The sequence below is a fragment of the Providencia sp. PROV236 genome (assembly GCF_033676985.1).
Taxonomy (GTDB): domain Bacteria; phylum Pseudomonadota; class Gammaproteobacteria; order Enterobacterales; family Enterobacteriaceae; genus Providencia; species Providencia manganoxydans.
Genome location: NZ_CP096297.1, coordinates 4,130,701 through 4,154,235 on the forward strand (window position 1 = coordinate 4,130,701; position 23,535 = coordinate 4,154,235).

Below are 23,535 nucleotides of genomic sequence, written 5' to 3' on the forward strand. Positions count from 1 at the left end.
GTACACAGTAACTGTGTACTAGCGAATAGCATAAAAATTGAAAATGTCGATTACAAAAACAGACAGTTATTCTGAATTATGTCTCAAGCGTTATGATCAACATTATGAATAATTATCCTGAATAGAGCCATAAAAAATCATCACTCTAGGTAATATCGGTGAGCTATTATTACCCTAATCAATTCCTGAGTAATAATACCTATATTCTCAGCTTGGAATTATTTTTCTATACTCGTTATACTTCAAGTTGCAGGGTTGTTGATTACACTCAGCGAGTCGAGTCATAGAGTTTATCTATGCTCCCCGCCTATCTTCACTTGTCGCCTATCTGCATCTCTAATTATTTAGAGTATATACCCCATTTTTATTTAATATTCTTAAGCTCGATAATCTAATTATATATTTAACTTAGGGTTGCGCTGTTGTATTATCTAAACTTATATTAAATTTTTATAATAGGAATACTCAAATGGCGAATATTATCTATCTTACGTTAAAAGGAAACAAGCAAGGACTAATCTCAAAGGGGTGCTCAACAATAGATTCAATTGGAAATAAATATCAAAATGGACATGAAGATGAGATCCTCATTCATGAACTATCTTCTAACTTATCAATGGATCAAAATGTGAGTTTTCAACCCATCGATATTAGAAAACCAATAGATAAATCGTCCCCACTACTCTCGCAATCTTTAGTATCTAACGAAATATTAACTTGTGACTTTGCTTTCTATAGAACATCAATGAGTGGTGGGCTAGAATTATATTACAAAATAAAATTAACAGGGGCATCAATTGTTAGTTTAAATTGCTTTTACCCTAATTCAGTTAGTCATAACCAAGCTCAACCAGAAGAATCTGTATCGATTAAGTTTCAGTCGGTCACATGGGAACATGTGATTGCAGGAACCAGTTCGTACAGCATATGGGATGAAAGGGTTTTCTAAATGTTTTCTACCCCAGAAGAAACTTTTGAATGGTATGCAAATGAGTTAAGAAAAATATCAGAACTGTCTGCAAGATATTTTCTTGATGATCCCTACTGTAAACAAGGTTACAGAAGTGAAATTAATGAAGTTATCAGATTGATTCGCGCTGATTTTAATATTGCATTATATAATAACAAAGCTAGATATCAGAGAATAGATGGTGCTAGGGATTGGGTTAAAGAAAACATGGGGTCAACAGGAAATTGGCCTGAACTTTACAAGTACACAGAAGAAATTAAGCTGGAATACGAATCAGAGAAATTAGCTTATTCACAACTAAGAAAGGCAAGTAAAGAACTGTATGATGCTACTCGATCTTATTTTGGTGAAGGGTGGCTTTTTTATAGTGACAAAAGTTTAGACATATTAGGAGGTGCAATTCAAACTACAATGGGAGCTTTTACCTTTTATGTGGGTAAAAAAATTGGAAGTAAAGGAATGAAAACATCAGGTACTATAAGTATGGCTTATGGAGGAGGACGTTTATATCAAGGTATTTCTGATATTACCTATGAGCTTAGCGATGGTGAATTAAACCTTGGAGGAGATCCAACTAAATTTTTAATAGAACAAAGTGTTTCCGCTTTAGGTGGTGATAGTATAACAGCTAAGAAAGTTTATTATGATATTGATTTTGTTAATAATATCTATGTGGGGTTTGCTGCATTTAAAATTATTGATCCAAAAAAAAAGAACTGAAATAAAAAATCTTCCAATGGAGACTCCCAATGGTTTAAGAAAAGTGGGAATTTTTGCACGTAACTTTCCTGATAATGTTGGATTTAGAATTGTTAAATGGACTAGTGAAAATTATAAAAGAAAATTAGCGCTAGGAAATAAACCAATGTTATTGTATGCAGCAACGACCTCAATAATTAAATTAAAATTAATTCTTGAATTGAATCAAGAAAAAAAATAAATTTTTAATTTGATCTTTAAATAGAAAAAAAAAGGTATTCTTTTTGTTAATGACATTATAAAAGTAAATATTATCACAGGAACTAAATATGCGATTGTTAAAGGTATTAGCGATAGAATTAATGGGGCCCCCATAAAAAAAACAAGTGTTATGTAATTTATTATAAAAATTAAAATTAATACTCTTGGTGTTTTTTTACTTGCTATTGATTCTTCAAACCATGAGTCAAAACTATCTGCAGTTCCAATAGATGAATGGATTAAACTAAGTTTGGCAATATCATCTTTACTTAACTTATCTATGTTTCGTCTTTTCACTATGGCCTCATACAATAATCTATTCTTGTTTATTATAGTAGCTGTAAATAATATAAATCATCACTTTCATTTAACTTACTTATTATTTCATTTAGTTTTTCTTTTTTAACTTTTGTTTTTTCTTCTGTTTTCATTTTTAAATTTCATATATATGGTTATTATAGTGTAGTTTATTATCAATATGTTATTTTATAGTATGATATTATATCACACTATTTTTGTTTTCTCCCAGAAAGACCGTCACACAAAATCCACCCGTTTCTCTATTAGAAAATTCAAGTCTTAAATGGTGTAACTCCGCAATACGTTTCGCAATAGAGAGGCCTAAACCGCTTCCTGTTTTTTCTTGCCCAGCAGGTCGATAGAAGCGTTCGCCTAACCGCGCTAATACCTCTTTGGTGACCCCCTCCCCATCATCTTTAATGGCAAGATAACGGTAATTCAGTTCAATATCTATTCTCCCACCCGTTTTGCCATAACGAATAGCATTATGAAGAAGATTTCGTAGCAAAATGGCTAGCAGTAACCGCTGTCCCATAATCGGTGGCGGTTCATTGAGTACTGAAACTTCAACGGTGACTTGTGCTGCTTTCGCTTCTGAGTCAGCCTCTTGTACTGATGATTCGATTAATGCAGACCATTGTAACTGCTCGATATCATCAAGCTGTGATAACGATTCTAAACGGGATAAGGTCAGCAATTGGTCAACGAGGCGTGTTGCTCGATCAATACCTTCAGATAAATTGGCCACCGCATGCTGACGGATCGCCGCATCTTGTCCTGCAATTTGCACCACCTCGGCTTGCACTTTCAACGCTGCCAATGGGCTACGTAATTCATGTGCCGCATCAGAGGTGAATTGCCGCTCTCGCGTAAACATGATTTGGATGCGCTCAAATAAGCTATTAAGCGCATCTAACAACGGTTTCACTTCTGAGGGTAATCGTTTTACGTTAACCGCATTGAGCTCATTAGGCTGCCGTCGATAGAGCTGGGCAGCCACTTGGCGTAAAGGACGAAGTGCACGGGTCAATAACCATAAAAATAAAACTAACATCACAGGTAATGCTATTAGCCAAGGTAAAAACTGGGCGACCATAATATCTTTTGCCAGATCTTGCCGATATTCCCATTCTTGCCCTACCGCAATGATGTATTGCCCGTCAGACGATTTTAGCCAAACAAATCGCCACTCATCATCGCTGCCCTTCACTTTGCCTTCGCTAAAACCTTCACGACGAAAGTCGAAGGCTATTTTTCGGCCATTGTCGCCATCATTCAGTAACATTTCACCTTGTGGGCTAAAAATAGCAAAGGCCAATGCATCATCATCTTGATTACCACGGTTTTTACGTAATATTTTCTTCGTTTTGGCTAATGAAGAGCCAGCAAAATCTAAGTCTGAAGGGAGAACAGATAAACGTTTCGCAAATACCATCTGCTGAGTATCAAATAACTCATTAATGGTCTTATAGGTTTGGTGCCACGCCAGTAAACTGGCCACTCCCCACGTCATTAACGCAAGTAGTAATAACATCAAGGTCAATTTTAAGCGCAAGCTAAAAGTTTTCATGCATTTTCACCTAAGCGGTAACCGACCCCATGGACTGTACGAATAAAGTTTGTACCTAACTTACGACGTAAATGATGAATATGGACTTCGACTGCGTTGCTTGAAACGTCATCATCCCAGTTATACAGTTTTTCTTCGATTGCTGCTCGAGACAATACTTTATTTGGATGGTGTAAAAATAGAGACAATAATGCTAATTCTTTGCTTTTTAGCTCAACCAACTCACCGTGACATGTCACGGTCATCGCTACAGGATCTAATTCAACATCACCATGCTTCAAGGTCGGTGTTAATTGACCACTACGCCGACGGATCAGAGCCTGCAAACGGGCTGCAACTTCAACTAATGCAAAAGGTTTACACAAATAATCATCGGCCCCTTGTTGTAGGCCTTGTACGCGTTGATCCAACGCATCCCTTGCGGTCAAAATTAAAACAGGTTCCTCTCGGCCTTGTTTGCGCCAATGTTTTAAAATATCCATACCATCTAAACTAGGCAAAGAGAGATCTAAGATCACGGCATCATAAGGTGCATCGAATAATGCCGTTTGCCCTTGCTTACCATCAGTAAACCAGTCAATCGTGAAGCCAAGTTGGCTTAAACCCACCTTTAAACCATCACCAATTAACCTGTCATCTTCTATCAGCAAAATACGCATGGCCATCTCCCTCATTCGAATATTAATATATTTATCTAATTAATAGGCCGATGACTAGCTATAATTAGCTAAATTAAAAAACTATTCTTTTATTACGACTTCTTAAGATCTTGTTAAGAACTTTTTGTTTTAATAGCCTCCGTCAACAAATTTAAGTAATCAATGGAGAGAACCACGATGAAAAAACTACCTATTATTGCAATGATCGCTGCTCTTGCTTCTGCACCTGTATTTGCGGCAACAGGTGGATTTGACGGCCCAGGATCAGCACAACAAACTTCATCCACTCAAGCAGGTGGCTTTAATGGCCCGAATAGCGGTGAAACTACTGTTGCCAAAGCACTTGAACTATCAGATGACAGCTGGGTGATTTTACGTGGAAACATCGTAAAACAGTTAGATCAGAAGCATTATGAATTTACTGATGGCACAGGCACTATCAATCTTGAGATTAGTCCAAAACGTTGGAACGGCCTCAATGTGACCCCAAAAGATAAAGTAGAAATCCGTGGTAAAATTGATAAAGATTGGAATTCTCGCGAAGTCGAAGTTAAGCAAATTCAAATCATTCAATAAACCTTAAAAAATACGAAGAGGGGCCTTGCCCCCTTTTCGCTAACATTTTTCCCCTCAATATTTATCATGCAAACTGTCATAGACTCTTATTTTCGGGCACTAACGATAATGTTAGATTAATTATTACCACCATTATGAAGGTAATATCATGTCCGCTAAACATCCCAAAGTGCGCAATATCCGTGAAACTTTACTCTCTGATAATTGGTACACCCTCAAGAAATACACTTATGAGCTACAACGTAGCGATGGAAACTGGCAAGAGCAGAGCCGAGAATCTTATGATAGAGGCAATGGCGCTGTCATTTTGCTCTATAATCGCAGTAAAAATACCATTGTCCTGATCCGCCAATTTCGGCTTCCTTTATATATCAGCGGCTACAATCAATTTCTTATCGAAGCTGCTGCTGGGTTACTCGACAATGCTTCCCCCGAAGAAAGAATTATCGCTGAAGCAGAAGAAGAAACTGGCTTTAAGGTACAAAAAATCGAAAAAGTTTTTGAAGCTTATATGAGCCCCGGCTCAGTCACCGAAAAGCTGTATTTTTATATTGCTGAATACCATGATCAAGATCGCTTAAATTTAGGTGGCGGACTCGCTGATGAAGGGGAAGATATTGAAGTATTAGAGTGGGAATTTCCCAGAGCATTACAAGCGATCAAAAACGGTGAAATTGTCGATGGTAAGACAATTATGCTCATACAACACGTAGCATTAAATAATATATTAAAAAACACTTAATATCACATTTTATATTTCTCTATTTTCCTTCTCGATACGAATTGAGAAGGAAAATTAAATCATGTTTATTTGGATTTATAGATTTTTCATTATGTTACATTTTTTACAAGTATGCCAATCAAGATAAATAATCATTTTGAATCAATAACATATATATTTTTCTTTTTTTTCTACCATTATCTTCTAAAAACATCCCGCTAATTACTACAGTATTTATTTTAATTAGAATAAGTTACAATGTATTAATGAATTATCTCTTTTAAAAGGTAACAAAATATATTCATTTGGCTTTTACCAATTTAGGAAATGTCTTTTTATGAATATCTTTTATCGATTTTTTATCCATTCAATAGTGCAAAATACAAAGTAAGGGGTTAATAATATGATACGTTGTGTTCGTATGTGGACCGGTGAAGATGGTAACTCTCTTTTTGAAGAAGGCACGATAGAATTAAGTGGTGAAGCAAGAGGTGACAATGAAACACCCGCGATTGCAGTGAGTGAACTTTCATTTCGCGAAACCACATCAGGCGGATCATGGGATTGGCACAAAGATCCTGTTCCACGTTATGTGCTGACGCTGACGGGTACGCTAGAATTTGAAACCAAAGATGGTTCAACATTTATCATCAAACCCGGTGATGTTTTATTAGCACAAGATAATACAGGCACTGGCCACAAATGGCGTTTAATCGGTGATGACCCATGGCGCCGTGCTTATGTTGTGTATCAAGAAGGCACTGAACTGTGTTTTAAGCCCACTAAGCAGTAGGAGTTTTTAATGAGTAAGCCTATTTCTGAACAAGTCGATATCGCGCTAATTGGTGCCGGTATCATGAGTGCAACATTGGGAACTTTTTTAAAAGAGCTCGAGCCATCACTCAACATCGCCGTATTTGAAAGACTCAATGATTGCGCACAAGAAAGTTCTCATCCATGGAACAACGCAGGTACAGGCCACGCCGCTAACTGTGAAATGAATTACACGCCACCGAATCCAGATGGTACGGTAGATATCAGTAAAGCACTTGAAGTCAATACTGAATTTGACCTCTCTCGCCAGCTTTGGTCTTATCTCGTCACCAAAGGTAAAATTAAAGATCCACGTGACTTTATTCATCCATGCCCACATATGAGCTTTGTTTGGGGCGAAGACAACGTAAAATTCTTAAAGCAACGCTACCAGCAGATGTCTGCTCACCACTGTTACCACAATATGGAATACAGTGATGATCCAAAACAGATCAATGAGTGGGCTCCACTGATCATGGAAGGCCGTGATCCTAAAGAAGCGATTGCCGTTACCCGTGTTAATACCGGTGCAGATGTCGATTACGGTGCACTAACGCATTTATTAATGGCGCAACTCAGCGAACAATCCGGTTTTTCAGTTCACTATAAACATGAAGTCATCGACGTTAAAAAAGCAGCCGATGGTAGATGGAATATTGAAGTTAAAAACCTACTTACCCATGAAAAAACCATTACCTCTGCAAAATTCGTGTTCGTAGGTGCAGGTGGCCGTGCGATCGAATTACTACAAAAATCAGGGATCCCTGAAGGCAAAGGCTATGGTGGTTTCCCAGTCAGTGGTATCTGGCTACGTTGCGACAACGAAGAAATTGCCTCTCGTCACCACGCAAAAGTGTATGGTAAAGCAGATAAAGGTTCACCACCAATGTCTGTCCCACACTTAGATACACGTATTATTGGTGGTAAGCGCTCCCTATTATTTGGACCTTATGCAGGTTTTTCGAGTAAATTCCTTAAACATGGTTCCTATTTAGATCTGTTCGAATCCGTTAAATTGAATAACCTTGAGCCAATGCTTGCGGTTGCAAAAGATAACTGGTCGCTAGCAGAATACCTAGTAGGCCAAGTGCTGCAAACATCTGCTCACCAATTTGCCATGCTGCAACAATTCTACCCAGAAGCGCAGCATGAAGACTGGAAAGAAGTGGTCGCAGGCCAGCGCGTGCAGATCATTAAACCAGATCACGACAAAAAAGGTGTTTTAGAATTTGGTACCGAACTCATCACCAGTGCCGATAAGTCATTTACTGTCTTGATGGGTGCGTCACCGGGAGCTTCTACAGCTGCCTTCATCGCCTTGAATGTATTGAAAACCTGCTTTGCAGAGCAATTAAATTCAGATGGCTGGGAAGCACGCTTGAAAGATATTATTCCAACTTATGGAATTGACTTAAAAGTTGATGCCAAAGCTTGTCTTGATATTCGAGCTGCTACGGCAAAAGTATTAAAACTGGATAATTAATTCAATAAGGGTGGAAAATAATCATTTTTCCACCCTTCTTTATTTTATCCACATCAAAACAATGTCACGCGAAACCCTGGATTTAAAAAGGATTCACGTGGTGTATAATCTAATGTCTTTCCATTCCAATCTAGCACTTTCGCTCCCGCAGCAATTGCCACTGCATGGCCCGCGGCTGTATCCCAAATATTGGTAGGCCCAAAGCGTGGATAAAGTTGTGCTTTGCCTTCAGCGACTAAGCAAAACTTTAATGATGACCCTACAGTAACGGTTTCATGGCTCCCCATTTGATTGAGGTAATCACGTAATTCACCGTCTTGATGGGAACGGCTAATGACTATTGTAGGTGGCGTCATCTCTTTGACATGAATAGATTGCTTATGGCCGCCTTCTTCCTTCCATGCTTGATTACCTTCAGCATAGTAAAGTAAGTTTTTTGCTGGTGCATAAACCACGCCCATGACAGGAACACCATTTTGAATCAATGCGATATTAACGGTAAAGTCACCATTACGGTGGATAAATTCTTTGGTACCATCTAACGGATCAATTAACCAATAACGTTGCCAATTCTTACGTTCATCCCACGATGGTGGTGCTTCTTCTGATATTTGAGGAATTTCAGGCGCGATCTGCGTTAATCCTGTTGTAATAATATTATGAGCAGCAATATCGGCAGCAGTTACAGGTGAATCATCACTTTTCCGTTCAACCTGTAGCGGCTCTTCGGCGGTATAGTAACTCATGATGGCAGAACCCGCGTCTATAGCCAGTTCGCAAATTTGTTTTAACATAATTCACCTCTCTCCCGCTAACTGTTAAAACTAGGTTAGCAGTCATAAGCCATTGATGCACCTTTTTCCTATAAACCTAAACAACAAAAAGTAGAGATAAAAAAATAGCGGGTGTTTAGACCCGCTATTTCTTAATCCAGCAATAAAACGAATTACAGGATATCTAATAATTCAACTTCAAAAACTAAAGTGCTAAATGGTGGAATAGATGCACCCGCACCACGCTCACCATAAGCGAGTTCAGAAGGAATGTAGAGCTCCCACTTAGAACCAACAGGCATCAGAGTCAAAGCTTCAATCCAACCAGGGATCACGCCACTAACAGGGAATTCGGCTGGCTGACCACGTTGTACTGAGCTATCAAATACAGTGCCATCAACCAAACGACCAGTATAGTGCACGCGAACGCGGTCGCTACGAGTCGGGATAGCCCCCTCACCTTGATTGATAACAGAGAATTGCAAACCTGAATCTGTGGTTGAAACACCTTCACGTTTTTGGTTTTCTTCTAAGAACGCACGGCCTTCGGCTGCCATTGCTTCTTGGCGAGAAACACGGACGGCATCAGCACGTTCATGAATTTCACGTAGCGCTTTATGTAGTGCTTCAACAGGAACTGAAGGCATATTACCTTCTAGTGCATCAGTCAAGCCAGCAAGGATCGCTTCAGGCACTAAGCCTTCTAAGCCTGACTCTAATAGTTGTTGGCCCACTTGTAAGCCAATCCCATAGCTTGCTTGTGCTTCTACTGAATCAAAATTTTGGTTTGCCATGAAAATACCTGTATGGTTTTAAGAAAAAACCAAGGATAACAGCCTTACACTTATGGGTAAACCTAAACGATTAGCTCATCATCTTTCATGTTGCTGCATAGTTAAGTGTTCTCTGAAAAATAACATCGAGTAATCAATTTACTAAGAATCAATGCTAGTATTCGTATAACAATATATTCAACTCACAGCTATTATTCCTCAATCAAGGAGGAGCCATGTTTAAACTTTCGGTATTTCATCGTATTGGTATCGCTATTTTAGCCATTATCATTATAGCGGCACTATTTTGGCCTACAGGTGAAAAAAACACCGAAAGCCAAATTACGCAAAATCAGCCTCAACCTATTGTTGTACCACCACCGACAACGCCTGAAATCATCACCTCAACACCAGAAGAGCCTGTCAGTAACGGGGACTCTGATCAACCACAAATAGGCTTACCGACTGAACCTGAAATAGTTCAAGAGCCTCCAGAGGATCCTGCGCCAGTTGATACCACTCCACCAGCGACAACGACACCACCAAAACAAACGCAGCAGCCGACGACAGCATCTCAACCATCGGCAAATGAGTGGCGGAATTATCAAATACAGAAAGGAAAAACACTCGCGCAGCTATTTCGTGATAATAATTTGCAGGCTAATGATGCCTTTGTCATGGCACGAGCCGAAGGGGCAGAAAAACCCTTAAGCAACTTACATAAAGGCCAAAAAGTTCGCTTAAAAGCGAATGCCAAAGGTGAAGTAGAGGTGTTGGAGATCACCACTCCAGATGGAAAAACCTTTAGTTTTGCTCGTTTAAGCGATGGTAGTTACTACCGTACACCTTAGTTTTAGTCGAAAATCATTTATTACAGACAATAAAAAACACCGGACCAGCCGGTGTTTTTTTGTGCCATCAGTAAACTCATGGCACTACCATCATTATTGATTACTCAGCAACGATGATAACGTTCAGCTCTGCAAAAACATCGCTGTGTAACTGGAAGTGAACTTCGTGGTCACCAGTAGTACGCAGAACGCCGTTTGGCAGGCGAACTTCGCTTTTCGCGATTGCAACGCCAGCTGCAGTTACTGCATCAGCGATGTCACGAGTACCGATAGAACCGAACAGTTTACCTTCGTCACCCGCTTTAGAAGCGATAGTGACAGAACCCAGTGCAGTAACAGATGCTGCACGAGCCTGAGCTGCTGCTAGAACGTCAGCTAATTTAGCTTCCAGTTCAGCGCGGCGAGCTTCGAAGAATTCGATGTTTTTCTTAGTTGCAGGAACAGCTTTGCCCTGTGGAACTAAGTAGTTACGAGCATAGCCCGATTTAACGTTAACCTGATCACCCAGGCTACCTAGGTTAGCTACTTTATCAAGCAGAATAACTTGCATTACCTTATCCTCTTAAAGTCGTTAATGGACTGTACCAATTACTGATGACGATCAGTATATGGCAACAGAGACAGGTAGCGAGCGCGCTTGATAGCACGAGCGAGCTGACGCTGATATTTTGCACGAGTACCGGTGATACGGCTTGGTACAATTTTACCACTTTCAGTGATATAGTTTTTCAGCGTTGCGATATCTTTATAGTCGATCTCTTGAACGCCTTCCGCTGTGAAACGGCAGAACTTGCGACGACGGAAATAACGTGCCATATGGCTAGTCTCCAGAATCTATCAAATCAATCTGCTCGGCATGAAGGACCAGTTTACTTAGGCCATTGCGCCCTTGGTGGGTGCTAATAAAACCAGTGACTGTAATCCGACTGCCGACCGTTATACTGTGAGTATGGGCTTGTAAGGTTTGTCCGCTAGCAATTATGGGCATTCTGCACCATGCTTGCCGAGTCAACCCAGCTTCCTGTTGTTCCGAACGATGTTCTAAAACAAACTGGCAGTGAGGGATGCCCGATGGACTCACTTTTCGAATCAATGCTTTACAGACTGTGCCTGTGAGCACCAAACGATTAGTGAACACCTGCGCAATTACTCTTCAGAATCCCCAGCTTCTTCAGCTTCTTCATCCTGATATTCATCAGACAGGTCACGGCCACGACGTTCGTCTTTAGCTTTAACCATTGGAGAAGCTTCTGTTACTGCGTGTTTTAAGCGCATAACCATGCTGCGGATAACGGCATCGTTGAAGCGGAAGTTAGTTTCCAGCTCATCAATCGCTTCCTGTGGAGCTTCTACGTTCAGCAGAACATAGTGAGCTTTGTGCAGTTTATTGATTGGGTAAGCCAGTTGGCGACGGCCCCAGTCTTCTAGACGGTGGATTTGACCTTGTGCGTTAGTGATAACAGCACTGTAACGCTCGATCATACCCGGAACCTGTTCGCTTTGGTCAGGATGGACCATAAAAACGATTTCGTAATGACGCATTAGTAGTTGCTCCTTACGGATTATTCAGCCTCCTGTCAGGGTTAACCGCGGCCCGCGGAGGCAAGGAACTTATTGAGTGCGGCTAAAAAATTGACGCGTAACTATACCCATCCCAGAGGAAAAACTCAAGGGATGGCGGCAAATTATTTATTTTGCACTGCGCTGACGTACAGCTTCAAATAAACAAACACCTGTCGCTACAGAGACATTCAATGAAGAAACCGTGCCCGCCATTGGAATACTAATTAGCTCATCACAATGCTCACGGGTTAAACGACGCATTCCTTCACCTTCAGCGCCCATTACTAGAGCCATTGCCCCTGTCAGTTTACTTTGATAAAGCGTATGGTCTGCTTCGCCAGCAGTGCCGACAATCCAAATATTATACTCTTGCAACAAACGCAATGTTCTTGCCAAGTTAGTCACACGGAACAGTGGTACACTTTCTGCTGCACCACACGCCACTTTTTTGGCAGTTGCGTTCAATTGTGCGGATTTGTCTTTAGGCACAATCACCGCATGTACGCCTGCCGCATCGGCACTACGTAGGCAAGCACCCAAGTTATGGGGATCTGTCACACCATCTAAAATTAATAAGAATGGCGCTTCTGTACTTTCCAGAAAATCAGGTAAATCACCTTCTTGATACTGTTTACCCGGCAGCACCTTTGCAATAATGCCTTGATGCACGGCCCCTTCCGTTTGTGTATCCATCCATTGGCGATTAGCAACTTGCACAACAATGCCAAGCGCCTCGATTTCATGAATAATCGGCATCAAACGGCGATCTTCACGCCCTTTTAAAATATAAACTTCTTTGATCCGTGACGCATCACGATCAAGTAAGGCTTTCACCGCATGAATGCCGTAAATAATTTCGCTCATAAATATCTTTTTTGTTGATGGAATTCAAGGTGACATCACGTCACCTAACCTAATTTGTTGGCTCACAGTTTGGGGTAGCCTACGCTACCCCCTTTACTTATATTAGCCTGCTTGCTTCTCAGCTTTTTTTGCTGCGCGTTTTGCTTTTAATTTTGCAGTGATCTTCTTCGTCTTATCAGAGGCTTTTTTCGCTTTTGCCTTGGTATCCGCTTTTTTATCGGTTTTTTTATCCGTTTTCTTGCCTTTCTTCTCTGAACGACGGAACGCTGAATCAGGTTCAAAATTCTTTTCTTTGCTGACATCACGCTTACCACGCGCTGATTTCGTGGCATTTTTAACTTCTTTTTTCATTTTATCACGAGCTGTTTTGCCCGGATTTTTCGCCTTACGCGTTGTTGAGATCAAGGCGAAATCAATGGTGCGCTCATCCATGTGTACTGCTTCAACACGGATTTCCACTTCATCGCCAAGACGATAAGTGGTACCTGATGATTCACCAATCAAACGCTGACCGACTGCATCATAGCGATAATAATCGTTATCTAATGTCGAGACATGGACTAAACCATCAATGAATAAGTCATTAAGGCGCACAAAGAAGCCAAAACCGGTAACACTGGTGATCAAGCCTGTAAACACTTGACCCACTTGATCCTGCATAAAGTCACATTTTAACCAATCGGCGACATCGCGAGTAGCTTCATCAGCACGACGTTCAGTCATTGAGCAATGCTCACCGAGTTGTAACATGCTATCCATATCAGAATGCCAGCCACCTGTTGGTGTCCAACGATGATCCGAATGCCCCTGTTCTTTCGCCAGTAAATATTTGATCCCCCTGTGCAAAGTAAGGTCAGGGTAACGACGAATTGGTGATGTAAAGTGCGCATAGGATTTTAGTGCCAGCCCGAAGTGGCCACGATTTTCAGGATCATAAATCGCTTGTTTCATGGAGCGTAAAATCATCGTTTGCAGCAATTCATGATCAGGGCGCTCTGCCACATCATTCATCACTTGTGCATAATCTTTTGGCTCTGGTTTCATGCCACCCGGTAATGTGAGTCCCAGTTCACTGAACACCGAACGCAGGTTCATCACGCTCTCTTCTTTCGGGCGGTCATGCACACGATATAGCGCAGGTTCTTCATTTTTCTCAACAAAACGCGCTGCTGCAATGTTGGCTAAAATCATGCACTCTTCAATTAACTTGTGAGCATCGTTACGCTCGACAGGTTCAATACGTTCAATGCGTCGCTCGGCATTAAAAATAAATTTCGCCTCTTCTGATTCAAACGAAATTGCACCTCGCTCAATACGCGCAGCATCTAATGTCTTATACAGTGCATGTAGCTGCTCGATATGCGGAACTAATGTTTTGTAATGTTCACGCAGCTCTTCATCACCCTGCAAAATTTTCCAAACTTTTGTGTAAGTCAGCCTTGCATGTGAATTCATCACCGCTTCATAGAATTTAAAGGATGACAAACGCCCCGATGCTGATACGGTCATTTCACAGACCATACACAGGCGATCTACCCCTGGATTTAATGAGCAGAGGCCATTGGATAGTACCTCTGGTAACATCGGCACTACCTGTGATGGGAAATAAACGGAGTTACCACGGCTTCGAGCTTCATCATCAAGGGCTGTTTGTTGACGTACATAATAGCTAACATCCGCAATCGCGACCCATACACGCCAGCCACCACCTTTTTTCGGTGCACAATGTACTGCGTCATCAAAGTCTCTAGCATCTTCACCATCAATGGTCACTAATGGTAAATCACGCAGGTCGACTCGACCTTTTTTAGCTGACTCAGGTACATGTTCGCTTAAATCAGCAACCTGCTTCTCAACTTGAGGAGGCCATGTGTGTGGAATTTCATGGGTGCGCAAAGCGATTTCAACCGCCATACCTGTGCCCATGCTTTCACCTAAAATTTCAATAATGTTACCTACTGCTTGAGCGCGGCGCTGAGGTCTTGAAACCAGTTCAACCACCACTACATTGCCCATGCGAGCACCATTAATTTGATCTTTAGGAATTAAAATATCAAAACTTAAGCGACTATCATCAGGCACCACAAACCCCATACCTGATTCAATAAAATAGCGACCCACAATTTGATTATTACGTGGTTCAAGTACACGAACGACTCGAACTTCAGTACGCCCTTTACGATCTTGGCCATAAGCTTGCGCTAAAATGACATCACCGTGCAGGGCGCGTTTCATTTCATCTTGTGAGAGATAATAATCTTCTTTTTTACCTTCAACGCGCAAAAAACCATAACCATCACGGTGACCAATAACTTTACCTTTCAGTAGGTCTAAGCGCTCTGGTAAGGCGTAACATTGACGGCGAGTGAAGACCAATTGTCCATCGCGTTCCATTGCCCGCAAGCGGCGGCGCAAGGCTTCGAGTTCTTCTTCTGAAGAAAGGTTTAATAGCTGTGCAATTTCTTCACGTTTTGCGGGTGCAGTCCGCTTGGTCAGGAGTTCAAGAATAAACTCTCGGCTCGGAATAGGGGATTCGTATTTTTCTGCTTCTCTTTCCTGAAAAGGATCATGTGACATCGTTACCTCCGTTGTCATCAGAATTTGTTATTACTGCCTATCTAATCAAGCAGTAATTGATAAAGCGGGCTGTTGTCTTTGACCATATCAGCCAGCGTATGTTTATCAAGTTCTTGTAAAAATTGTTGTATCGCCTGATGAAGCACACCCTTCAATCGACAGGCTGGTGTTATATGACAAAATTCGCCACTACAGTTAACTAATGTTAAGGGTTCAAGTGCCCTAACAACATCGCCAATGCGTATTGTTTCTGCTGCTTGGCCTAATGTAATCCCGCCATTCTTACCACGTGTTGCTTTAATATAGCCAAGGTGACTGAGCTGATTAATGATCTTAACCATATGATTACGCGAGACACCATAAACTTCAGTGACTTCTGTGATACTGGTCATTTTCCCCTCAGGGAGCGATGCCAAGTATATCAATGCACGTAATCCATAGTCCGTAAAACTTGTTAGCTGCACAATCACCTCAAAATTTTTGGCTAGGCCAATGGCAATCTCACCATCTGTGCCTTTTCAATCTCAAATTATAGAAAAATTATTGTCGACGTGTTGCGTGAGGCCAATACCTTAATCACCACTAGACTTCACGTTATTGGTATTCGCGCTACAGTCACTCAGTATCAGTAATCCTATTCTCAAATGAATAAACTCACCCTAACAATAAGATAATGGAACTAATTTCGCTTCAATTTGACATCGCAAAATAGCGTTTAACTTAACTTATCAACAAAGAAAAATGGCTCTATCATGAGATAGTAGGATCAGCAATTACCATTATAGGGTGTTTAGTTGTCACCCTTTTTCGCTCTACCTTGACAACAAAGAATATCAAAGAACAATCGAACACATAATAGCACATATTTTTTAGCGACTCGTGTTTCTTGAGCTTACCTTAGTTTATCTATACTGTTTAGAAAGAGTCATAACGGAATAGATACTGCTGGATCCACTTTTAATATCAAATCTTTTAATTTGATCTGCTTTACAATGAACGGTTAGTACCATAAAGAGGTGACATAGGAAATTATGGAACAAATTATTGAAATATATAATTATATATCAGGGAACACCTTCTTAATGACTTCCCTTCTAGTGGCCATATTGCTACTCACATGGTTTGTTGGAAAAGTGATTTTTTTGCGGTTTGCTAGAAGATTATTACCATTACTCACTAATTTAAGTGATGATGAATTAATTGATGGAGTTGCGCGAAAAATAGCGTCGATCGTTGCTGTGACGTTGGTACTTTATATCAATCAGATGCTGCCTTCATTTTCTGATGAAGTGAACATTACCTTTAAAACTATCTGTTGGGCGCTGATTATTATTAATGTTGCCGCATTAGTGAATGATGGGCTAGATGTATTTATCCTGCGCCAATCAAAAAAAGTGCTACATCGCAATAATTCGATCAAGGGCTATATTGAAATAGCTAAAATTGTCGTTTGGATAATTTCCTTTATCTTGATCATCGCATTGATGACCGAACAATCTCCAATCATTATCATTTCCAGCTTCGGTGCTATCGCGGCAGTATTAATGTTTGTATTTCAGCATACGCTGTTATCGTTTGTCGCCAATATTTTGGTATCAAATGGAAAGGTATTAAAACTGTATGATTGGATCGAATTACCCAGCAGTAATATCAGCGGAGAAGTCATTGATATAGCACTACATACTATTACGGTTCGAAATTGGGATAACACTATTTCACGTATTCCCACCAAAGATTTTTTGACCGAAAAATATACTAACTGGCAACCGATGTTTTCTTCAGGAGGACGTCGCATTAAGCGCAGCTTTTATATTGACCAATCATCTATCTGCTTTGCAACTGAAGATCTGATCAGCGAATTAAAAAATACCACTCCGCTACGTCAGAGTATAGAAAATATGCTAGAAGAACGAGGTGATATCGGTGATATAAATGACTGGATAATGAATAATGGCGTCACTAACCTACAGCTATTTCGAAAATATATTTTGAATTGGATAAAAATGCGCGGTGATGTCAGAACCGATATGTATTTAGTCATACGTACCATGCCACCAACACCCAATGGACTACCTGTCGAAATCTATTGTTTCACCCGTTCAACCACTTGGGTTGAATATGAAGAAGTCCAATCGGAAATTTTTGAGTATGTTAATGCGTCTGCAAACTACTTTAAACTACGGATCTATCAACACCCATCCGGAAGTGACTTAGCGGGTTTAAAATATCGGTAACAAATAACAAAAAACACCGAATAAATCGGTGTTTTTTCATCTGCTTATCAGCACTTTTTAATGCATGCTTCTAGCAAGTCGCTATCTGTAGACTATACGTCAAACGGGTCACGTAGGATCATAGTCTCTGAGCGATCAGGACCTGTTGAAATAATATCAACTGGGATACCGGTTAGTTCTTCAACGCGCTTGATGTAATTCAAAGCGGCTTGAGGTAATAGCGCTCTGTCTTTAACACCAAATGTTGTTTCATTCCAACCAGGCATGACTTCATAAACTGGTTCTAAACCTTCCCACTCGTCAGCTGCTAACGGTGTGGTTTCAAGAACTTGACCATCTGGACGGCGGTAGCCTACACAGATTTTAACTTCTTTTAGACCATCTAAAACGTCCAGCTTCGTCATACAGAAACCAGACAATGAGTTGATCTGAACCGCACGGTTAATAGCAACAATGTCTAACCAACCTGTACGACGTTTACGACCAGTAGTTGCGCCAAACTCTTGGCCTTTTTCACGCAAAAACTCACCCGTTTCGTCAAACAGCTCAGTTGGGAATGGACCCGCACCAACACGCGTTGAGTAAGCTTTAATAATACCTAATACATAGCTAACATAACGTGGGCCTAAGCCTGAACCTGTTGCTACACCACCCGCAGTGGTATTTGAAGAGGTTACATATGGGTAAGTACCGTGATCGATATCCAGTAATGTACCTTGTGCACCTTCAAACATGACTAATTCATTCTTCTGATGTGCTTTATAGAGCAGATCAGAAACATCAATTACCATACCGGTTAAGATATCAGCAACTGCCATGATATCGTCGAGCGTTTTTTGATAATCAACCGCTGGCTCTTTATAGTAATTCACCAGCTGGAAGTTATGGTACTCAACGATTTCTTTTAACTTCTCGGCAAAAGCTGCTTTATCAAACAAATCGCCAACACGTAGTCCACGACGAGCAACTTTATCTTCATAAGCAGGGCCGATACCACGACCTGTTGTACCGATCGCTTTCGCACCACGTGCTTTTTCGCGCGCATTATCTAACGCAACGTGATAAGGCAGGATCAGTGGGCATGCTTCAGAAATATACAAACGTTCACGAACAGGCACACCGCGTTCTTCTAATTGCTTCATCTCTTTCATCAATGCATCAGGCGCAAGTACCACACCGTTAGCAATAATACTGATGACATTTTCACGAAGAATACCGGATGGAATTAAGTGGAGAACGGTTTTTTCACCGTTTACAACAAGAGTATGGCCAGCATTATGGCCGCCCTGATAGCGAACTACGTATTTAGCGCGCTCTGTCAGCAAGTCTACAATCTTGCCCTTCCCTTCGTCACCCCATTGGGTGCCCAGTACGACAACGTTCTTACCCATTTCGAAATACACTCGGTTGCTTAAAAATGAATTCTACCATCTAAAATAATCTGTTCCAGTGATTTTTAGCACAGTAAAAATTTTTTTGCTGGAAAGCCAAAAAGATGGCATTTTTTATTTCTGTCATAACCCAAACTGACCGTAATCTGCTTGAGCAGCATGAATTTTCCCTGAAAAATCCGAAACTTAAAATGACAGGCGAAAAAAAAGCCCGCGAAGCAGGCTTTTCTTTACTAGATTAACAGTTATTTTCAACTGTTGCACGTAACTTAAGCGATTACATGTAACTTAATCAGTCGCACGTAACTTAGTTGGTGCTTTCATAAAACGGAAGAAGTCAGTATCTGGGCTAAGCACCATAACATCATCACCATTTTTGAAGCTCTGCTCGTAAGCACGTAAGCTACGGATAAAGGCATAGAACTCAGGATCCTGATTGAAGGCATCAGCAAACAGTTTTGTTGCCATCGCATCACCTTCACCGCGCAGCGTCAATGCTGTACGCTCAGCTTCGGCTAAAGTTTCAGTTACCGTTTTATCAGCAACCGCACGGATCTTCGTCGCTTCTTCCTGACCTTGCGAACGATGTTGACGTGCAACGGCTTCACGTTCTGCACGCATACGTGCATAGATAGCCTCAGAAACTTCGTTTGGCAGTTCAATACGTTTGATTCGAACGTCAACCACTTCGATACCTAACGCAGCCATACTGTTTGCGTTAACAACCAGTGGCTTCAAGTTAGTTTCTTGTTCTACACGTGCCGCAGCAGAAGCGATAGCAGCATCAGCCTCTTCTGCTGTTCCATCAATCGCAGTGCCTTTATTCAACGCATCACGTACATCAATGGTTAAACGACCACGAGAGTCTGTGATGATATCTTTTACGCTTAAACGACCAAACTCAGAGCGTAAACGGTCACTAAACTTACGTTTTAACAGTGTTTCCGCTTGATAAGGGTTACCACCACCCGTTGCCACATAATAGCGGCTAAAGTCAGTGACGCGCCATTTCAGGTACGAATCCACCATCAAGTCTTTGTTTTCGCTAGTTAAGTAACGGTCTGCTTGAATTTCTAATGTCTGAATACGTGCATCTAGCATTTTCACCGTTTCAATAAACGGAACTTTAAAGTGCAGACCCGGCTCATAAATGATCGGTTTGTTTTCAGAGTCACGCAATACCTTACCAAAACGCAACACAATGCCACGATCAGTTTGAGGAACAATAAAGATTGATGCGTAAGCGACTGCCAAAATGGCAATAACGATAACAATTAGCGATTTACGCATGATTATTGTCTCCCTACTCTAACAGCATCACCACGAACGCCACTGCTTGGCTGTGCTGGTGCCGAACCATAAGATGATGAACTGTTAGTGTTTGGATTCATCACTTTAGGTGCTAAGCTTGATTTTGGTGCCGCACTGTTGTCACTACCACGCATTAATTGATCCAGTGGTAGAACTAACATGCTGTTGCTCTTATCATTAGCAATAATTTTACGTGTATTACTTAACACACGCTCCATGGTGTCAATGTAGAGACGCTCACGAGTGATTTCAGGTGCTGCACGATACTCAGGCAACATTTTGGCAAAGCTAGCCACCTCACCCTCTGCTTTAAACACCACACTGGCCTTATAAGCTTCAGCTTCTTCGATCAGCTTCTGCGCGTTACCTTTTGCCATTGGCAGAACTTCGTTACGGTAAGCATGCGCTTCACGAATCGTTTTTTGCTCTTCTTCCCTTGCCGCGATCACATCATCAAATGCTGCTTTAACATCTTCAGGTGGACGAGCTGCTTGGAAGTTGACGTCGAGCAATGTGATACCCATTTTGTATGGGGCAATAGTCGCTTCGAGCTCTTTTTGCGTTACATCACGAATAAATGCACGATTTGTCGTCAAGACTTGTTCCATCGCTGACTGACCAATAACACCACGTACCGCACTGTCTAAAGCTTGGCGTAAGCTGTTATCAGGGTTAGTCACACTGAACAGGTATTCAGCAGGATCGGTCACACGATACTGTACGTTCATTTCAACGCGGATCACGTTTTCATCTGATGTCAGCATCATGCCGTTAGTTGCTTGTTCGCGGACTGTTTCAACGTTAACTGGGATCACTCTATCAATAAACGTTGGTTTCCAGTTCAAACCAGGCCCTACAATACCGCTATATTCGCCAAAGCGTAGCACAACGCCTCGGTCACTTTCTTTAATGGTATAAAAACCTGAACCGGCCCATACAACGACTACCGCAGCCAGAGCCAACATACCAAGACGGCCACTGATTTGTGATGGTTGCTTATTGTCACCATCACCATTGCCGCCTTTTTTACCACCAAGCTTACTGCTCAGCTTACGAAAGAGATCGTCGAGATCAGAAGCCCCACGTTTTCGACCACCTTTATTCCCGCCAGAGTTGCCGCCTTTATTGCCGCTTCCCCACGGATCGCGGTCTTGTCCGTCATTACCGGGCTGATTCCACGCCATGTTTTAGCTCCATATCTTTATGATTGATTTTTCGGGTTAAGAGCAAAGCATTACTCTTAATATCAATTCCATCTCCTAGCGACATATTAAATCACATAGCTAGGCAATTGTTGTTCCTGTTTGCACAAACGCAGCCAATCAACCATTGGCATACGCACCTCAAGGCCAATTGAGCCGTCTTCCTCTTGCCATTCACGCTCAATAGCTTGGAGCTGATAAAAACGGCTACGTAGACGACCTGCACTTGGTGGCAAACGCATTTCAACGTGTGCGATTTCACCTGAAAGGCGTTCCGTCAGTGCTTGTAGCAACAAGGGGATACCTTCACCCGTTTGCGCTGAAACCCAGACACGAACCGGCTTGTTATCCTCATTTCTGTCGATACGCGGGACAAAATCCTCCAGCATATCCACTTTGTTCATAACTAATAGTGTCGGGATCTCATCAGCTTCAATTTCTTCCAAAACACTTTCGACCGCATGAATGTTTTCATCCAAACGGTTATCCGCTGCATCAATAACGTGTAACAATAAAGTTGCTTCACGTGTTTCCTGCAACGTTGCTTTAAAAGCCGCAACTAAATCATGTGGTAAGTGACGAATAAACCCAACTGTATCTGCAAGCACAACCGTCCCAACATCATCAACGTCAATACGCCTCAATGTTGGATCAAGTGTTGCAAACAGCTGATCAGCTGCATAAACCTCTGACGATGTCATTCGGTTAAATAAACTTGATTTACCCGCATTGGTATAACCCACTAACGATATCGTTGGGATATCTGCTTTATTACGTGCTTGCCGGCCTTGTTCTCGCTGCTTTTCGACTCGACTAAGGCGGGATAAAATCTGACTGATTTTTCCCCTTAATAACCGACGGTCAGTTTCAAGCTGAGTTTCACCAGGACCACGTAGACCGATTCCACCTTTTTGGCGCTCAAGGTGCGTCCATCCTCTCACAAGGCGAGTGGACAAGTGACGTAATTGCGCGAGTTCAACTTGCAGTTTCCCTTCGTGCGTCCGCGCCCTTTGCGCAAATATATCTAAAATCACGCCTGTACGGTCAACAACCTTACATTCGCATAGCCGTTCAAGGTTACGTTCCTGAGCAGGGCTAAGAGTATGGTTAAATAACACCACATCTGCACCACTTTCCTTTACTGCATCAGCGATTTCTTCCGCTTTCCCTTCCCCGACATAGTATTTAGGATGAGGGGACTTTCGACTGCCTGTTACTATCTGTACGGGTTTAACCCCCGCAGATGTCACGAGTGACTCAAATTCCGCCAGATTTTCAGTGTCTTTTTCTTGAGAAAAAAAGACATGTACCAATACAGCCAGCTCACCGCCTTCATACCTATCAAACAAGGGCTATAACCTCTTAGGCTTAATCACTATAAAGACAAAGGAAAAACACAGGTAAAGTCTCCCTACCTATGTTTTCCTTGAATTTTAACGTGCAACTGGTATTACTCAGCAGCTTCGCCATCCTGTTGAGCAGGAGCCCCAGCGTGATAATTACCATTGCCTGCACCACCAGCAGCGCTACCGCTATGATGAGAAACAGGACGAGCAGGGACAACAGTAGAGATAGCATGCTTATAAACCATCTGACTTACTGTATTTTTCAGTAAAATGACAAACTGGTCAAAAGATTCAATCTGCCCCTGCAATTTGATGCCGTTAACTAAATAAATTGAGACCGGAACCCTTTCACGACGTAATGCGTTCAGGAACGGATCTTGCAAAGATTGCCCCTTAGCCATTCTATGTTTTCCTTATTTTGTTGTTTTTAAATGAGAACCTTACGGCTCCAAAAAGTAACTACTCAAAAATTGCGCTTAACCGTTCTAATTGTACACAAACAATGGCTCTATGCACGTATATACTTCAAGTTACAGGGTTGTTGGCAACATTCATTTGTACCCGTTACATAGTCATTTACGTATCTAACGGCTCAGTG

Annotated in this window: 26 protein-coding genes; 10 read left to right on the plus strand and 16 right to left on the minus strand. The window is 41.5% G+C overall.

Annotation, left to right across the window (positions count from 1 at the left end):
• Positions 1-469 precede the first annotated feature (469 nt).
• Genes M1E96_RS19145 through M1E96_RS19155 form a run of 3 tightly spaced genes read left to right on the plus strand, consistent with a single transcriptional unit; the run spans position 470 to position 1,910 of the window.
• A complete protein-coding gene (locus M1E96_RS19145) occupies positions 470-949 on the plus strand; it encodes an Hcp family type VI secretion system effector (protein ID WP_070925621.1) in 480 nt (159 codons plus the stop codon).
• Complete coding sequence (locus M1E96_RS19150; protein WP_337979629.1) at positions 950-1,690, plus strand: hypothetical protein; 741 nt, start codon at positions 950-952, stop codon at positions 1,688-1,690.
• Between the two features lie 16 nt (positions 1,691-1,706).
• Complete coding sequence (locus tag M1E96_RS19155) at positions 1,707-1,910, plus strand: hypothetical protein (protein WP_337979630.1); 204 nt, start codon at positions 1,707-1,709, stop codon at positions 1,908-1,910.
• 519 nt (positions 1,911-2,429) lie between these two features.
• Here the strand turns inward: M1E96_RS19155 and qseC are convergent.
• Entirely contained in the window at positions 2,430-3,800 is a 1,371-nt protein-coding gene (gene qseC, locus M1E96_RS19160; protein WP_070925626.1) for a quorum sensing histidine kinase QseC, read from the minus strand.
• On the minus strand, positions 3,797-4,459 hold the full coding sequence (qseB, locus tag M1E96_RS19165; RefSeq protein WP_140181079.1) for a quorum sensing response regulator transcription factor QseB: 663 nt from the start codon (positions 4,457-4,459) through the stop codon (positions 3,797-3,799). Before qseB ends, qseC begins: the two co-directional genes overlap by 4 nt.
• Before the next feature lie 177 nt (positions 4,460-4,636).
• Here qseB and M1E96_RS19170 point away from each other — a divergent pair, with 177 nt between their 5' ends.
• From M1E96_RS19170 to mqo, 4 genes are all read left to right on the plus strand, one after another.
• Entirely contained in the window at positions 4,637-5,035 is a 399-nt protein-coding gene (locus M1E96_RS19170; RefSeq protein WP_319067346.1) for a YgiW/YdeI family stress tolerance OB fold protein, read from the plus strand.
• A gap of 148 nt (positions 5,036-5,183) precedes the next feature.
• Complete coding sequence (locus tag M1E96_RS19175; protein WP_283125985.1) at positions 5,184-5,777, plus strand: NUDIX domain-containing protein; 594 nt, start codon at positions 5,184-5,186, stop codon at positions 5,775-5,777.
• A gap of 382 nt (positions 5,778-6,159) precedes the next feature.
• A complete protein-coding gene (locus M1E96_RS19180; protein ID WP_070925632.1) occupies positions 6,160-6,549 on the plus strand; it encodes a hypothetical protein in 390 nt (129 codons plus the stop codon).
• A gap of 9 nt (positions 6,550-6,558) precedes the next feature.
• Positions 6,559-8,052: a malate dehydrogenase (quinone) gene (gene mqo, locus M1E96_RS19185; protein ID WP_140181083.1), complete on the plus strand. Its 1,494-nt coding sequence runs from the start codon at positions 6,559-6,561 to the stop codon at positions 8,050-8,052.
• Positions 8,053-8,105: 53 nt separating this feature from the next.
• On the opposite strand, the gene cysQ is transcribed toward mqo, so the two are convergent.
• Together cysQ and M1E96_RS19195 are read right to left on the minus strand one after the other, a co-directional pair.
• Positions 8,106-8,846 (minus strand): 3'(2'),5'-bisphosphate nucleotidase CysQ, encoded by a 741-nt coding sequence (gene cysQ, locus M1E96_RS19190; RefSeq protein WP_070925636.1) that lies wholly within the window; start codon positions 8,844-8,846, stop codon positions 8,106-8,108.
• Positions 8,847-8,998: 152 nt separating this feature from the next.
• Positions 8,999-9,619: an FKBP-type peptidyl-prolyl cis-trans isomerase gene (locus tag M1E96_RS19195; RefSeq protein WP_070925638.1), complete on the minus strand. Its 621-nt coding sequence runs from the start codon at positions 9,617-9,619 to the stop codon at positions 8,999-9,001.
• A 215-nt stretch (positions 9,620-9,834) separates the two neighbouring features.
• Here M1E96_RS19195 and M1E96_RS19200 point away from each other — a divergent pair, with 215 nt between their 5' ends.
• On the plus strand, positions 9,835-10,449 hold the full coding sequence (locus tag M1E96_RS19200; protein WP_319067349.1) for a LysM-like peptidoglycan-binding domain-containing protein: 615 nt from the start codon (positions 9,835-9,837) through the stop codon (positions 10,447-10,449).
• A gap of 100 nt (positions 10,450-10,549) precedes the next feature.
• On the opposite strand, the gene rplI is transcribed toward M1E96_RS19200, so the two are convergent.
• From rplI to nsrR, 7 genes are all read right to left on the minus strand, one after another.
• The gene (rplI, locus tag M1E96_RS19205; protein WP_070925642.1) at positions 10,550-10,999 is read right to left on the minus strand and encodes a 50S ribosomal protein L9; all 450 of its coding nucleotides are present in this window, start codon (positions 10,997-10,999) and stop codon (positions 10,550-10,552) included.
• Between the two features lie 38 nt (positions 11,000-11,037).
• A complete protein-coding gene (gene rpsR, locus M1E96_RS19210; RefSeq protein WP_000135199.1) occupies positions 11,038-11,265 on the minus strand; it encodes a 30S ribosomal protein S18 in 228 nt (75 codons plus the stop codon).
• 4 nt (positions 11,266-11,269) lie between these two features.
• Positions 11,270-11,587 carry a primosomal replication protein N gene (gene priB / locus M1E96_RS19215; protein WP_070925644.1) on the minus strand — a complete coding sequence of 106 codons (318 nt, stop codon included), beginning with the start codon at positions 11,585-11,587 and terminating at the stop codon, positions 11,270-11,272.
• A gap of 8 nt (positions 11,588-11,595) precedes the next feature.
• Positions 11,596-11,991 carry a 30S ribosomal protein S6 gene (gene rpsF, locus M1E96_RS19220; RefSeq protein ID WP_070925646.1) on the minus strand — a complete coding sequence of 132 codons (396 nt, stop codon included), beginning with the start codon at positions 11,989-11,991 and terminating at the stop codon, positions 11,596-11,598.
• Positions 11,992-12,138: 147 nt separating this feature from the next.
• A complete protein-coding gene (gene rlmB, locus M1E96_RS19225) occupies positions 12,139-12,876 on the minus strand; it encodes a 23S rRNA (guanosine(2251)-2'-O)-methyltransferase RlmB (RefSeq protein WP_140181087.1) in 738 nt (245 codons plus the stop codon).
• Between the two features lie 102 nt (positions 12,877-12,978).
• Complete coding sequence (rnr, locus tag M1E96_RS19230) at positions 12,979-15,453, minus strand: ribonuclease R (protein WP_283125995.1); 2,475 nt, start codon at positions 15,451-15,453, stop codon at positions 12,979-12,981.
• Positions 15,454-15,494: 41 nt separating this feature from the next.
• Positions 15,495-15,917, minus strand: coding sequence for a nitric oxide-sensing transcriptional repressor NsrR (gene nsrR, locus M1E96_RS19235; RefSeq protein WP_070925675.1), 423 nt, complete (start codon positions 15,915-15,917; stop codon positions 15,495-15,497).
• 567 nt (positions 15,918-16,484) lie between these two features.
• On the opposite strand from nsrR, the gene M1E96_RS19240 reads away from it, so the two are divergent.
• Positions 16,485-17,687 carry a mechanosensitive ion channel family protein gene (locus M1E96_RS19240; protein ID WP_319067353.1) on the plus strand — a complete coding sequence of 401 codons (1,203 nt, stop codon included), beginning with the start codon at positions 16,485-16,487 and terminating at the stop codon, positions 17,685-17,687.
• 92 nt (positions 17,688-17,779) lie between these two features.
• Here the strand turns inward: M1E96_RS19240 and M1E96_RS19245 are convergent, their stop codons facing one another.
• Positions 17,780-19,078, minus strand: a complete 1,299-nt coding sequence (locus M1E96_RS19245) for an adenylosuccinate synthase (RefSeq protein ID WP_070925653.1) — start codon at positions 19,076-19,078, stop codon at positions 17,780-17,782.
• A gap of 104 nt (positions 19,079-19,182) precedes the next feature.
• Between M1E96_RS19245 and M1E96_RS19250 the strand changes: the two genes are divergently transcribed.
• Positions 19,183-19,320, plus strand: a complete 138-nt coding sequence (locus M1E96_RS19250; RefSeq protein ID WP_319067355.1) for a hypothetical protein — start codon at positions 19,183-19,185, stop codon at positions 19,318-19,320.
• Between the two features lie 46 nt (positions 19,321-19,366).
• On the opposite strand, the gene hflC is transcribed toward M1E96_RS19250, so the two are convergent.
• From hflC to hfq, 4 genes are all read right to left on the minus strand, one after another.
• Positions 19,367-20,368: a protease modulator HflC gene (hflC, locus tag M1E96_RS19255; protein WP_140181090.1), complete on the minus strand. Its 1,002-nt coding sequence runs from the start codon at positions 20,366-20,368 to the stop codon at positions 19,367-19,369.
• Between the two features lie 2 nt (positions 20,369-20,370).
• On the minus strand, positions 20,371-21,573 hold the full coding sequence (hflK, locus tag M1E96_RS19260; protein ID WP_070925657.1) for an FtsH protease activity modulator HflK: 1,203 nt from the start codon (positions 21,571-21,573) through the stop codon (positions 20,371-20,373).
• A gap of 86 nt (positions 21,574-21,659) precedes the next feature.
• A complete protein-coding gene (gene hflX / locus M1E96_RS19265) occupies positions 21,660-22,940 on the minus strand; it encodes a ribosome rescue GTPase HflX (protein WP_070925659.1) in 1,281 nt (426 codons plus the stop codon).
• A 101-nt stretch (positions 22,941-23,041) separates the two neighbouring features.
• Entirely contained in the window at positions 23,042-23,338 is a 297-nt protein-coding gene (hfq, locus tag M1E96_RS19270) for an RNA chaperone Hfq (protein WP_070925661.1), read from the minus strand.
• Positions 23,339-23,535: the final 197 nt, after the last annotated feature.